Origin of the sequence: Streptomyces collinus (assembly GCF_031348265.1) — a bacterium.
Classification (GTDB): Bacteria; Actinomycetota; Actinomycetes; order Streptomycetales; family Streptomycetaceae; genus Streptomyces; species Streptomyces collinus.
On the sequence record NZ_CP133771.1, the window covers coordinates 6356636 to 6369596 of the forward strand.

The window sequence follows — 12961 nt, forward strand, 5'->3', positions numbered from 1 at the left end:
CTGGCACAGCCGCCGTCAGCCCTGGACGGCCGCCGGGTCCATCCACACGACCTCGAAGGTGTGGCCGTCCACGTCGTCGAAGGCGCGGCCGTACATGAAGCCGTGGTCCTGCGTCTCGCCCGAGACGGAACCGCCCGCCGCGACCGCCTTCTCGACCAGCTCGTCGACCTTCTCGCGGCTCTCGGCGCTCAGCGCGATCAGCACCTCGCTGGTCTTCGTCGAGTCCACGATGTCCTTCTTCGTGAACTGCGAGTACTTCTCCTTGGTGTGCACCATCACCACGATGGTCTCGCTGATCACGACCGAGGCGGTCGTGTCGTCGCTGAACTGCTCGTTGATCGTGAAGCCCAGCTCCGTGAAGAACTTCTTCGAGGCGCCGAGGTCGCCGGTGCACAGGTTCACGAAGATCATCTGCTGGTACATGCGAGGTCTCTCCCATCAAGTCCGTGTCGTTACGCGGGGATAGACCGGGCGCCGGCCCGGAACTCATCGCCGTGCGGAGATTTTTTCGTACGAGTTTTCCTGCGGGCTTCCGGCGATCGCGGCGGGACTCAGCGCGCCAGGGGGAGCGCCGCCAGTTTCGCGACCGTCAGGGTGAGCGGACCGAACACGGCGAGCAGCGCGACGGCGCGGAGGGCGGCGGCGCTGCGCAGCGCCGTAGCGGGAGCGCCGAGCCGCATCAGTGCGGCGGTGGTGTCGGCGCGGGCCTGCCGGGCCTCGACGGCCGCCGTGAGGAGCGTCGCCGTGGTGCACCCGGTCACGAGCAGCACGCCGAGGGTGGTGAGCGGGCCGAGCGAGAGCCCGTCCGGGGCGTGCAGCAGCGCCATGGCCCAGGCGGCGGACAGCACCGCGCAGACGACGCCCAGGGGGCGCCCGATGCGGACGGCCTCCGCCATGAGGATGCGGCCGGCCAGCAGCCGCAGGGCACCGGGGCGGGCCGACTGGAGCAGCCGTCCGCACAGATGGGTCAGGCCCGGACCGGCCAGGGCCAGGCCGACGGCGCACAGCGCCCAGCCCGCCAGCACGCCCGGGGAGGCGCCGGAGAAGGAGAGGTCGGGGGGTGTCGGAGCGGTACGGCTCGTGTAGCTCACCACGGCGAGGCCCGCGGCCAGCACGGTGATGCCCCACGGCAGACCGGAGGGGGCGGCGACGGTGTCCGGCAGGGCCGCGTCGGAGGCCTCGTCGGGAACGTCGGGCGCCGCGGGAACCGGGTGCCGGGCCAGGGCCCCGGCGGGGCTGATGGCTCCGGCCGCGTCCGGCGCCGCCGCGTGCGCGCTGAGCCGCTGGGCGGGATCGCCGGCCGGGCCCCGTGCGCCGGCCGCTCCCGGTGCGGCCGGGAGCGGCGCCGCGGGCGGAGCGCCCTCCGCGCCCGGGTCCATGGCGCTCGGGTCCACGGCGCCCGGGTCCATGGCGCCCAGGTCCACCGCGGGCGGTCGAGCGGGGTCCGCGACCGCGTTCACCGTTGCGCCGGGGCCAGCGGCCGGGGCCGGGGCCGACCCGCCGGTCCGGGCCGCGGGCGGCCCGCTCTTCGCGGCGGGCTCGGCGGTACGGCCGTCCGTGGGCCGGACGATCTGCCGTCCGAACCAGCCGTACGCCCCGAAGGTCTCGCGGGTGCTGGTGCGCCGGCAGGCGCCGAAGCGGCCGTACGTCCGGGCCGCCCGGGGCGCTGCGGGCCCCGCCTCGCGCGGTCGCAGGGCCAGGGCCACCGCCACCGACGCGCCGACGGGCACGAGCGCCAGCAGGGTCAGGGCGCCCGGCAGGGGCAGGGGCCGGCCCGCGGCGAGGGAGTCGGCGGCGGCGCCGTCGAAGGGCATGCCCGTCAGGTCGCCCCGCAGGTGCAGGAAGACGAGCAGGGCCAGCATCGATCCCAGCGTGCAGGACAGGGCCGTCGTCGTCGCCGAGACGGCCATCATGCGGACCGGTCCGAGGCCGATGGCCGCGAGGCCGGAGCGGGGCTTGGTGCCGGGGTCGGTACGGGCCACCGCGAGCGCGAAGTACACCGTGGCGGCCAGCGGGGCCGCGCACCAGGCCAGCCGCAGCGCGGCGGCGCCGGGGGAGCCGGGGTGGCCCAGCGCGTAGCCCAGGGCGCACAGCAGCAGGAAGCCCGTGCCCGCCGAGGCCGCCGTGACCATCAGGCGGCGCAGCTGGACGGCGGGGTGGGCGCCGCGGGTCAGACGGAGAGCGAGCACGCCGCCCGGCCTTCCGGCTCGCGTGGCTCGGCGACCGGCGGCAGGTGCACCGTCTGCACGCGCCGCCCGTCCAGCAGGGACACCGTGCGGTCGGCGAGGGCCGCGGTCTCCGCGTCATGGGTGGCCAGGACGACGGTGATGCGGTGGGAGCGGGCCGCAGTGGTGAGGGTGCGCAGCACCTGGGCGCGGTCGGCGCGGTGCAGGGGCGCCGTGGGCTCGTCGGCGAACAGCACCGACGGCGCGGGGGCCAGGGCGCGGGCGATGCAGACCCGCTGCCGCTCGGCCTGCACCAGTTGGTGCGGCCGTTTGCGGGCGCTGTCGCCGATGTCCAGACGCTCCAGCCACTCCAGGGCCGCGGTCTTGGCGCGCCGCCTGCTCGTGCCGCGCAGCATCAGCGGCAGGGCCGTGTTCTCCCAGACGTTGAGCTCCGGCACCAGGGAGGGGGCCGGGTCGATCCAGCCGAACCGGTCGCGGCGCAGCCGCTCGCGGGTGAGGGGGCCCATGGTGTGCACGGGCACGCTGTTGAACCAGACCTCGCCGCGCCGGACGGGCACCAGACCGGACAGGCACCGCAGCAGGGTCGTCTTGCCGCTGCCGCGCGGTCCGCCGATGGCGAGGATCTCGCCCTCGCGCACGCCGAGCGAGACGCCGCAGAGCGCGGGCGTGCCGTCGTCGTGCTGGAAGTGCAGGGTGTGTGCCCAGAGCACGTCGTTGTCCGGCGGGGCCTCCATGCGCGTACACCTCGGTTCAGATCCGTAGTTCCCGTGCCATCCCCCGTGCGGGGGAACGAAGGTAGGGCCGATCGGTCACTTCGCACGCTAGGCAGAGGGCGGCGGGACGCCGGACAGCACGCGGCCCCGGGCCGCCGTTTCTCACTCGAACGGGCGGCACCGGGGCCGGTGTTGATCATCCAGGCAGACGATCTGAGCGACGGGCGTCAGAGCTTCGTCCATGCCTCCGTGAGGGTGGCGCGCAGGATCTGCTCGATCTCGTCGAACGTCGACTGGTCGGATATCAGCGGCGGGGCGAGCTGGACGACCGGGTCGCCGCGGTCGTCGGCGCGGCAGTACAGGCCGTTGTCGTACAGCGCCTTGGAGAGGAAGCCGTACAGGACGCGCTCGGTCTCCTCGTCGTTGAAGGACTCCTTGGTGTTCTTGTCCTTCACCAGCTCGATGCCGTAGAAGAAGCCGTTGCCGCGGACGTCACCGACGATCGGCAGGTCGTGGAGCTTCTCCAGGGTGGCGCGGAAGTTGCCCTCGTTGTCCAGGACGTGCTGGTTGAGGTTCTCGCGCTCGAACAGGTCGAGGTTGGCCAGGCCCACGGCCGCGGAGACCGGGTGACCGCCGAAGGTGTAGCCGTGCAGGAAGGTGTTGTCGCCCTTGTAGAACGGCTCGGCCAGGCGGTCGGAGATGATGCACGCGCCGATCGGGGAGTACCCCGAGGTCATGCCCTTGGCGCAGGTGATCATGTCCGGCACGTAGTCGAACTTGTCGCAGGCGAAGTAGGTGCCCAGACGGCCGAAGGCGCAGATGACCTCGTCCGAGACGAGCAGCACGTCGTACCGGTCGCAGATCTCGCGGACGCGCTGGAAGTAGCCGGGCGGGGGCGGGAAGCAGCCGCCCGCGTTCTGCACCGGCTCCAGGAAGACCGCGGCGACGGTGTCCGGGCCCTCGAAGAGGATCTGCTGCTCGATCTGGTCGGCGGCCCAGCGGCCGTAGGCCTCGGGGTCGTCGCCGTGGATCGGGGCGCGGTAGATGTTGGTGTTCGGGACCTTGTGGGCGCCCGGGACCAGCGGCTCGAAGGGGGCCTTCAGGGCCGGCAGACCGGTGATGGACAGGGCGCCCTGCGGGGTGCCGTGGTAGGCGACCGCACGGGAGATGACCTTGTGCTTGGTGGGCTTGCCGGTCAGCTTGAAGTACTGCTTGGCGAGCTTCCAGGCGGTCTCCACCGCCTCACCGCCGCCGGTGGTGAAGAAGACCTTGTTCAGGTCGCCCGGCGCGTGCCCGGCGAGGCGCTCGGCGAGCTCGACGGCCTTGGGGTGGGCGTAGGACCACACCGGGAAGAACGCCAGCTCCTGCGCCTGCTTGAAGGCGGTCTCGGCGAGCTCGACCCGGCCGTGCCCGGCCTGCACCACGAAGAGGCCGGCGAGGCCGTCCAGGTAGCGCTTGCCCTTGTCGTCGTAGATGTACGTGCCCTCGCCCCGGACGATGGTGGGGACGGGGGCCTTCTCGTACGACGACATGCGCGTGAAGTGCATCCACAGGTGGTCGTACGCGGACTGGGAGAGGTCCTTGCTCACGGCTATCGGGTCCTCACGGTTATCGGGTTCCCCACATGTAGGTCTGCTTCTTGAGCTTGAGGTAGACGAAGCTCTCGGTGGAGCGCACTCCGGGCACGGCCCGTATGCGTTTGTTGATGACCTCCAGGAGGTGGTCGTCGTCCTCGCAGACGATCTCCACCATCAGGTCGAAGGAGCCTGCGGTCATCACCACGTACTCGCATTCGGACATGGCCGACAGCGCGTCCGCGACCGCTTCCACGTCGCCCTCGACGTTGACGCCGACCATCGCCTGTCTGCGGAAGCCCACGGTGAGCGGGTCCGTGACGGCGACGATCTGCATCACGCCCTGGTCGAGCAGCTTCTGGACGCGCTGGCGCACGGCCGCCTCCGACAGGCCCACGGCCTTGCCGATGGCGGCGTACGGCCGGCGGCCGTCCTCCTGGAGCTGCTCGATGATGGCGAGGGAGACGGCGTCCAGCTGCGGCGAGCTGCCGTTCCTGGACTCGCGGGAGGGCTCGCGGGACTCCCGCGAGCCCTTCTGTTCTGCGCTTCGACTGGCCACGAGGTCACTGTGCACGAGGTCTCGACACTTCCGCAAGCCTAGAGCGATGAAATCCGTTGTTTGAGTCCCCCACTCCTGCGGATTCCGCACGATCGAAGGGAGTAGGGGTGTTGAAAACGTGGGTCGGCCGACTAGGGTGGGTGTCTCAAGTACTGGACATCCGAACTGGAGGGCCGGCAGTGAGCACCGAGCTGCGTCGTCTGCGCAACTACATCGGCGGTGAGTTCAAGGACGCCGCCGACGGACGGACCACCGAGGTGGTCAATCCCGCGACGGGCGAGGCGTACGCGACCGCTCCGCTGTCCGGGCAGGCGGACGTGGACGCCGCGATGGCGGCGGCCGCCGAGGCCTTCCCCGGCTGGCGCGACACCACGCCCGCCGAGCGCCAGAAGGCCCTGCTGAAGATCGCGGACGCCTTCGAGGAGCGCGCCGAGGAGCTGATCGCGGCCGAGGTGGAGAACACGGGCAAGCCCATCGGGCTGACCCGCTCCGAGGAGATCCCGCCGATGGTCGACCAGATCCGCTTCTTCGCGGGCGCGGCGCGGATGCTGGAGGGCCGCTCGGCCGGTGAGTACATGGAGGGCCTGACCTCCATCGTGCGCCGGGAGCCGGTCGGTGTCTGCGCGCAGGTCGCGCCGTGGAACTACCCGATGATGATGGCCGTGTGGAAGTTCGCCCCGGCGATCGCGGCGGGCAACACCGTCGTGCTCAAGCCGTCCGACACCACCCCGGCCTCGACGGTCCTCATGGCCGAGATCATCGGCTCGATCGTCCCCAAGGGCGTCTTCAACGTCATCTGCGGCGACCGCGACACCGGCCGCCTGATGGTGGAGCACGACACCCCGGCGATGGCCTCCATCACCGGTTCGGTGCGCGCCGGCATCCAGGTCGCCGAGTCCGCCGCCAAGGACGTCAAGCGCGTCCACCTGGAGCTGGGCGGCAAGGCCCCGGTCGTGGTCTTCGAGGACACCGACATCGCCAAGGCCGTCGAGGACATCTCGGTCGCCGGCTACTTCAACGCCGGCCAGGACTGCACCGCCGCCACCCGCGTGCTCGTCCACGAGTCCATCCACGACGAGTTCGTCTCCGCGCTGGCCAAGGCCGCCTCCGAGACGAAGACCGGGCAGCCGGACGACGAGGACGTGCTGTTCGGCCCGCTCAACAACCCCAACCAGCTCAAGCAGGTCGAGGGCTTCATCGACCGCCTGCCCGCGCACGCGCGCGTGGAGGCCGGCGGCAAGCGGGTCGGCGACAAGGGCTACTTCTACGCGCCGACCGTCGTCTCGGGCCTGAAGCAGACCGACGAGATCATCCAGAACGAGGTCTTCGGCCCGGTCATCACCGTGCAGTCCTTCTCCGACGAGGAGCAGGCCGTGGAGTGGGCCAACGGCGTCGAGTACGCGCTGGCCTCCTCCGTGTGGACCAAGGACCACGGCCGCGCCATGCGGATGTCCAAGAAGCTCGACTTCGGCTGCGTGTGGATCAACACCCACATCCCGCTGGTCGCCGAGATGCCGCACGGCGGCTTCAAGAAGTCCGGCTACGGCAAGGACCTCTCGGGCTACGGCTTCGACGACTACACGCGGATCAAGCACGTGATGACGTCGCTGGACGCGTAGTCACACAGTTCGGCCGTGACGGCCCCGGGCGCTGCCGCCCGGGGCCGTTCCGTTGCCCGCGCCTCATTTTTGAACATGTTCAACACGGGCGTAGAGTGCCTCCATGAACGACAGAGCCGCCCTGGTGAAGGGCATCCGCGCCTGGTTGGTCCTCTTCGTCGTGTGCCTGGTGCTCAGCGGCGCCACGGCCTTTCCCCTGGTGCACGAACTGCGGTGGACCGAGGACCTGTTGCGCGCGCTCTCCGTCGGCGACCACCTGCCCGGACTGACCGAATGGATCGGGCGGGTCCGGGCCGGACTGGACCAGGCCGACGCCGAATACCCCTTCCTCCTCTACGGCACGGACTGGCTGGCCTTCGCGCACCTGGTCATCGCGGTCGCCTTCTACGGGCCCTACCGTGACCCGGTCCGCAACATCTGGGTCGTCGAGTTCGGCATGATCGCCTGCGCGGGGATCATCCCGCTCGCCCTGATCTGCGGACCGCTCCGCGGGATCCCCTTCTGGTGGTCGGTGATCGACATGGCCTTCGGAGTGTTCGGGGTGATCCCGCTGTACGTCGTCCGGCAGCGGATCAAGCGGCTGGAGGCGCTGACCGCGCCCGCGGCCGCCCCGGCGTTCGGCGGCTGAGAAAAACTGTTATCCCGAGAACCTTCACGCCGTCTCCCCGCATGTGATCCCCCACATAGCCAAGACCCCCGTCCTGCCTGAGAGGGTGCGTCCGGAGAAGTACCGATCCCGGCCGGCGAGAGGCTCCCGTGGACAGTGAGCACTGGCGCGCCGTCGTCACGGCGGCGCAGGCCGGCGACCGGCGGGCGCTGGACGAGCTGGTCGCGGGCTGGCTGCCGCTGGTCTACAACATCGTGGGCCGGGCCCTGAACGGCCACGCCGACGTCGACGACGTCGTGCAGGAGACCATGCTGCGCGCCGTCGGCAACCTGGGCTCGCTGCGCGACCCCGACAGTTTCCGGTCCTGGCTGGTGGCGATCGCCATGCGGCAGATCCGCGACCGGGCCCGGCGGAAGACCCCGGACCGGCTGGAGGAGGCGCCGGCCTCCGACTTCGCCGACCTGACCGTGCTGCGGCTCCAGCTGGAAGGGCAGCGGCGCGAGGTCGCCGAGGCGGTGCGGTGGCTCGACGACGAGGACCGCCAGCTGCTGTCGCTGTGGTGGCTGGAGGTCGCGGGCGAACTGACCCGGCGCGAACTGGCCGCCGCCGTCGGCATCACCCGGCAGCACGCGGCCGTGCGCGTCCAGCGGATGAAGGAGCGCCTGGAGACCTCGCGCGGCATCGTGCGCGCCCTGGACGGTGCGTGCCCCGGCCTGCGCGAGCTGACCGGCCGCTGGGACGGCCGGCCCGACTCGGTGTGGCGCAAGCGGCTGGCCCGGCACATCCGCGGCTGCGGCTACTGCGGCGGCACCCGCGAGACGGTCGTACCGGCCGAACGCCTCCTGGCGGGCATCGCCCTCGTCCCGCTGCCCGTCGGGTTCACCCTGTCGCTCGCCTTCGGCGGCAAGACGGCCGTGGCCGCCACCTCTGCCGGCTGGTCGGCCAAGCTGCTCGGCGCGCTCACCAAGCCGGCCGTCGCGGTGACCGCGGGAGCGACGATCGTCGCGGGCGGCGCCTACGTGGTCACCCAGCCGCCGGACGCCCCGCCGCCCCGGGCCGCCATCGCGCCCACGGCCACGGCCACTTCCGAACCGCCGCGAACCTCCGCCCCGCCCGCCCCCACCCCCAGGTCCTCGCCGTCGGCGACGAAGAAGACCGATCCGTACGGCACCGTCGTCGACGCCGTCGACCGCGCCCCCGACCCGGACACCCCGCCCGCTGCACTGCCGCGCCGCCCGGAGTCCGGCATCACCAGCACCGGCGGCCCGAAGGCCGTCATGCAGCACCGCGGCGACCGTGTCACGCTCACCGGCCGGGGCTACGTCCTGGTTCGCTGGCAGATCTCACCCGGGTCGCGTCCCGGCGCGCTGGTCATGCCGTCCTGGACCGGCCTGAAGGGCAGGCTGTTCCATGTGGCGTCCGGCGGCTCGCGGCGGATGGACGACCCGCTGCCCGGCGCCCCGAACGGCTACGCCACCGGTATGGGCGGCCCCGGCATCGGCTACGCCGTCCTCCCGCCCGGCACCCAGCAGATGTGGCAGAACGAGTACTTCTACCTCGACGGCACCGTCACCCTCACCCAGAACGAACGCGGCTGCGACTACGGCCTCACCGTCTTCCCGACGAACCGGGACGCCGTGGTCGAGGACATCGGCCAGGGCCCACCCCAGGGCGCCATCCGCTACGGGCTCGTCCGCGACACCGGCACGGACAGCGCGCCGGTGCCGCAGTACGTCACACGCGAGGCCCCGGCCGATCCGGCGACGGTGCCGCAGCGCTCGCGCGTGTAGCGCACAGCACGTCGACGCGGTTCGTCGTGATCGAGTCCACGCCCGCAGCCAGCAGCCGCCGCATGGAGCGGCGGGTGTCGGGGGTCCAGACGGACAGCAGGTAGCCGTCGGCGTGCACACGCTCGGCGAGCGGGCGGTCCACCAGCGAGAAGCGGTAGTTGAGCCAGCGCGGGCGGATCGCCTCCAGCAGCACGGGCCGGGGCGGGGCCAGGGTCGTCCAGGTGAGGGCGATCTCGGCGGCCGGATCGGCAGCGCGCACGGCGAGCATGGCGTCGGCGCCCGCGCAGTAGTAGACCCGGTCCGCCGCCCCGGCCTCCTCCACGACGCCCATGATCCGGCGCACCGCCCGTACATCGGGCGACCCGGGCAGATCGATCATCACCCGGTGCCCGTCGGTCGCGGGCAGAGCCTCGGCCAGGGCCGGCACCCCGCCGTCGGTCAGCCCGCGCACCTCCTCGGACGACAGCGCGACCAGGGGCCGTTCGTGCTCCCACAGCCGCTTCAGCGTCGCGTCGTGCAGCAGCACCGGCACGCCGTCCCGGGCGAGCCGTACGTCGATCTCCACCGCGTCCGCGCCCCGGCGCAGCGCGGAACGCAGCGAGGCGACGGTGTTCTCCCGGACGCGGTAGGGGTCGCCCCGGTGGGCCACGGCGACCGGGGCGGGCGTCACCGGGAGAGCCACTGCGCGGTGTAGGCGTCGATCTCTCCGGTGATCCTGGCCTTGCCCGCCGCGTCCAGGAAGGACGCCTCGACGGCGTTCTTCGCCAGCTCGGCCAGGCCCCGCTCGTCGAGGTCGAGCAGCCGGGCGGCGACCGCGTACTCGTTGTCGAGGTCGGTGCCGAACATCGGCGGGTCGTCGGAGTTGATGGTGACGACGACCCCGGCCCGTACGAACTCCTTGACCGGGTGCTCGTCGAGGGTGCGGACCGCGCGGGTGGCGATGTTGGAGGTCGGGCACACCTCCAGCGGGATCCGGTGCTCGGCGAGGTGCGCGAGCAGCTTGGGGTCCTGCGCGGAGCTGGTGCCGTGCCCGATCCGCTCGGCCCGCAGATGGGTCAGCGCGTCCCACACCGTCTGCGGGCCGGTCGTCTCCCCGGCGTGCGGTACGGAGTGCAGCCCGGCGGCGATCGCCCGGTCGAAGTACGGCTTGAACTGCGGCCGCTCCACGCCGACCTCGGGTCCGCCGAGACCGAAGGAGACCAGGCCCTCCGGGCGCAGCCGGTCGTCGGTGGCGAGCCGGGCCGTCTCCTCGGCGGCCTGCAGACCCGCCTCGCCGGGGATGTCGAAGCACCAGCGCAGCAAGGTCCCGAAATCGGCCTCGGCGGCCTTGCGGGCGTCCTCGATCGCGTCCATGAAGGCCCGCTCGTCGATGCCGCGCCGGGTGGACGAGAAGGGCGTGATGGTCAGCTCGGCGTAGCGCACCTGCTGCCGGGCCATGTCCCGGGCCACCTCGTAGGTCAGCAGCCGGACGTCCTCCGGGGTGCGGATCAGGTCGACGACCGACAGGTACACGTCGATGAAGTGCGCGAAGTCGGTGAACGTGAAGTAGTCGGCCAGGGCCTCGGGGTCGGTCGGCACCTTCGAGTCGGGGTGCCGCGCGGCCAGTTCCGAGACGATCCGGGGGGAGGCGGATCCCACGTGGTGCACGTGCAGTTCGGCCTTGGGCAGGTCGGCGATGAAGGCCCTGAGGTCGCGAGGGGCTTGCGGGTCGACGAGATGCTGGGTCAAGGTTCCTCCCCGGAACGGCGCTCCGGCCGGCGCAGGGCGGGCGGGCGCGGGTGATCGGCTGATCGATGACTCGGCATCATCGTAGGCCGTGGCGCAGCGCCCCTTCCCGGGGGCGCTGCGCCACAGCGATCCGCGGCACCGCCGCGTCGGGCCGCGCGGTCGGCCCGACGCCGGCGGACGCGGCCACGGGCTCCGGGAGCCGTGGCGCACCCGCCCTGTGGCCCGCACCGGACGGCCCCGTAGCATGACGGGACGATCGACCCAGGGGGGACGCACGATGACGGACGCGACGCAGCCCGACGGAGGCAGCCACGACCCGTGGGCGCCCCCGGAGAACAAGCCCTCGCTCGACAAGAACCAGTCGCCGCAGCCGCCGTCCGTGCACGACCAGGCCACGGTCACCTCGATGCCGGGCTTCACCCCGCCCGCCGGCACCCCGCAGTTCGACCCCGCCGGCACCGGTGCCGTGCCGCCCCCGCCCGTGGCTCCCACCGGCCCGGGAGCGCCGGGCGGCTATGGATACCCGGGCGGCTATCCCCAGGGCGGCTACGGCTGGCCCGGCATGCCCATGGCCCCGCAGAACGGCATGGGCGTCGCCGCGATGGTGCTCGGCATCATCTCCTGCACCCTCTTCTGCCTCTACGGTGTGGTCTCCCTGGTCACCGGGATCCTCGCCGTCGTCTTCGGCATCAAGGGCCGCAAGCGCGCCGAGGCCGGGGTGGCGACCAACCACGGGCAGGCCCAGGCCGGGCTGATCATGGGCATCATCGGGATCATCCTCGGCATCACGGTGATCGTCCTGATCGCCGTCGGCATCACGGCCGCGATCAACAGCGACCGCAACGACGACCCGTACTACGGCGCCGTCGGTCCGGTGGCCACCGCGCCGTCCCACCGCTGAAACAGCCGCCCTCCGCAGCCGACTTGGCCACTACGATGCCCTGGTCTGACAACGGAGGGGAGAGCGTCCATGTCCAACACCAACCCGCCCCCGGGTGGTTTCGGCCCGCCGGCCCAGCCGCCGCAGCAGCCGGCCCCGGGATACGGCTATCCGCAGCAGCCCGGCCCGGGCTACGGCTACCCGCAGGGCGGCCCCGGCTACCCGGCCGCGCCGCCCGTGGGCTACCCGCAGGCGCCCGGCTACGGGATGCCCGCCCAGCCCAGCAACGGCATGGGAACCACGGGCCTGGTGCTGGGCATCATCGGCGTGGTGTGCAGCCTGACCTTCCTGCTGTGGTTCTTCGGCGTGATCCTCGGCATCCTCGCGATCATCTTCGGTGCCATCGGCCGCGGCAAGGCCACCCGCGGTGAGGCCACCAACAAGGGCGCGGCGACCGCGGGCCTGGTCTGCGGCATCATCGCCACCGTGATCCTGCCGCTGCTCGGCTTCCTGCTGTTCGCCAGCATCATGGGCGGGCTCGGCGCGGCGGCCTGAAGGAGGCTCCCGGGCTTCGTGAGGGGCCGGTCCACCGGACCGGCCCCTCACTCATGCTCTCGCCGTCCCCAGCCGCTCCCGCGCCTCCATCAGCGCGAAGCCCAGCAGATTCGGCCCCCGCCATCGCTCCGGATCCATCGCCGCCTCGTCGTTCGCGGCCAGCCCGATGCCCCACACCCGGTCCACGGGGCTGGCCTCGACCAGCACCCGGTCGCCCGTGCCCAGGAGGTACGCCAGCAGCTCGGGATGCGCGCCGAACTTGTGGACGCTGCCCTCGACGACGATCCGGAACCGCTCCCGCGCCCACACCGCCTCGTCGAACCCGCGCACCAGCCGCCCGGCCTTCTTCGCCTCGGCCGGATGCCCCGCGGCCAGCGCGGCACGCTCCGCCGCGGCGTCCTCGAAGAGCCGGGCCTTGGCCGCCATCATCCAGTGCTCGGCCGTCGCGTACGCCACGCCGTCAACGGTGAACGGCGCCGGCCACCACTGGCTCAGGCAGCTCGCCCCGATCCGGCCGTCCGGCCGCGGCCGGTGCCCCCAGAAATGCAGATATCCGACCCTGGCCCCCGCGCGGACCGCCCTGATCAGGGCCTCCTGCGAGCCGACCGCCCCCGTGATCTTCTCCATGCACGCGAGTTTGGCACGCACCACTGACACAGCGTCCTGCCTTTTCGCGGCGAACTCGACACCTGGTCGACAGATTCCGTCGCGTAACCAAAAATCAACAACGGAATCACTTGTTGGAGTGGC

Annotated in this window: 13 protein-coding genes; 5 read left to right on the forward strand and 8 right to left on the reverse strand. The window is 72.1% G+C overall.

What is annotated here, in order from left to right; all coding sequences use genetic code 11:
* Positions 1 to 15: 15 nt before the first annotated feature.
* From RFN52_RS29140 to RFN52_RS29160, 5 genes are all read right to left on the reverse strand, one after another.
* Complete coding sequence (locus RFN52_RS29140; protein ID WP_184564843.1) at positions 16 to 423, reverse strand: VOC family protein; 408 nt, start codon at positions 421 to 423, stop codon at positions 16 to 18.
* A 128-nt stretch (positions 424 to 551) separates the two neighbouring features.
* On the reverse strand, positions 552 to 2189 hold the full coding sequence (locus tag RFN52_RS29145; RefSeq protein WP_184850479.1) for a hypothetical protein: 1638 nt from the start codon (positions 2187 to 2189) through the stop codon (positions 552 to 554).
* On the reverse strand, positions 2171 to 2920 hold the full coding sequence (locus RFN52_RS29150; RefSeq protein WP_184850481.1) for an ABC transporter ATP-binding protein: 750 nt from the start codon (positions 2918 to 2920) through the stop codon (positions 2171 to 2173). Before RFN52_RS29150 ends, RFN52_RS29145 begins: the two co-directional genes overlap by 19 nt.
* A 206-nt stretch (positions 2921 to 3126) precedes the next feature.
* Positions 3127 to 4494, reverse strand: a complete 1368-nt coding sequence (locus RFN52_RS29155; RefSeq protein ID WP_184854072.1) for an aspartate aminotransferase family protein — start codon at positions 4492 to 4494, stop codon at positions 3127 to 3129.
* 13 nt (positions 4495 to 4507) lie between these two features.
* Positions 4508 to 5047 (reverse strand): Lrp/AsnC family transcriptional regulator, encoded by a 540-nt coding sequence (locus RFN52_RS29160; RefSeq protein ID WP_184850483.1) that lies wholly within the window; start codon positions 5045 to 5047, stop codon positions 4508 to 4510.
* 164 nt (positions 5048 to 5211) lie between these two features.
* Here RFN52_RS29160 and RFN52_RS29165 point away from each other — a divergent pair, with 164 nt between their 5' ends.
* The 3 genes from RFN52_RS29165 (at position 5212) to RFN52_RS29175 (ending at position 9048) form a co-directional block, all read left to right on the forward strand.
* Positions 5212 to 6651, forward strand: coding sequence for a gamma-aminobutyraldehyde dehydrogenase (locus RFN52_RS29165; protein ID WP_184850485.1), 1440 nt, complete (start codon positions 5212 to 5214; stop codon positions 6649 to 6651).
* Between the two features lie 103 nt (positions 6652 to 6754).
* Positions 6755 to 7279, forward strand: coding sequence for a hypothetical protein (locus RFN52_RS29170; protein WP_184850487.1), 525 nt, complete (start codon positions 6755 to 6757; stop codon positions 7277 to 7279).
* Between the two features lie 128 nt (positions 7280 to 7407).
* A complete protein-coding gene (locus RFN52_RS29175; protein ID WP_184850489.1) occupies positions 7408 to 9048 on the forward strand; it encodes an RNA polymerase sigma factor in 1641 nt (546 codons plus the stop codon).
* Here RFN52_RS29175 and RFN52_RS29180 read toward each other — a convergent pair.
* The gene (locus RFN52_RS29180; protein ID WP_311241080.1) at positions 8993 to 9718 is read right to left on the reverse strand and encodes a glycerophosphodiester phosphodiesterase; all 726 of its coding nucleotides are present in this window, start codon (positions 9716 to 9718) and stop codon (positions 8993 to 8995) included. The genes RFN52_RS29175 and RFN52_RS29180 overlap by 56 nt on opposite strands.
* A complete protein-coding gene (locus RFN52_RS29185; protein WP_184850491.1) occupies positions 9715 to 10776 on the reverse strand; it encodes an adenosine deaminase in 1062 nt (353 codons plus the stop codon). The genes RFN52_RS29180 and RFN52_RS29185 overlap by 4 nt, the downstream gene beginning before the upstream one ends.
* Positions 10777 to 11053: 277 nt before the next feature.
* On the opposite strand from RFN52_RS29185, the gene RFN52_RS29190 reads away from it, so the two are divergent.
* Both RFN52_RS29190 and RFN52_RS29195 read left to right on the forward strand, forming a co-directional pair.
* Positions 11054 to 11677: a DUF4190 domain-containing protein gene (locus tag RFN52_RS29190; RefSeq protein ID WP_184850493.1), complete on the forward strand. Its 624-nt coding sequence runs from the start codon at positions 11054 to 11056 to the stop codon at positions 11675 to 11677.
* Between the two features lie 69 nt (positions 11678 to 11746).
* Positions 11747 to 12211, forward strand: a complete 465-nt coding sequence (locus RFN52_RS29195; protein ID WP_184850496.1) for a DUF4190 domain-containing protein — start codon at positions 11747 to 11749, stop codon at positions 12209 to 12211.
* A gap of 51 nt (positions 12212 to 12262) precedes the next feature.
* On the opposite strand, the gene ybiA is transcribed toward RFN52_RS29195, so the two are convergent.
* Entirely contained in the window at positions 12263 to 12838 is a 576-nt protein-coding gene (gene ybiA / locus RFN52_RS29200; RefSeq protein ID WP_184850498.1) for a riboflavin biosynthesis intermediates N-glycosidase, read from the reverse strand.
* Positions 12839 to 12961 lie beyond the last annotated feature (123 nt).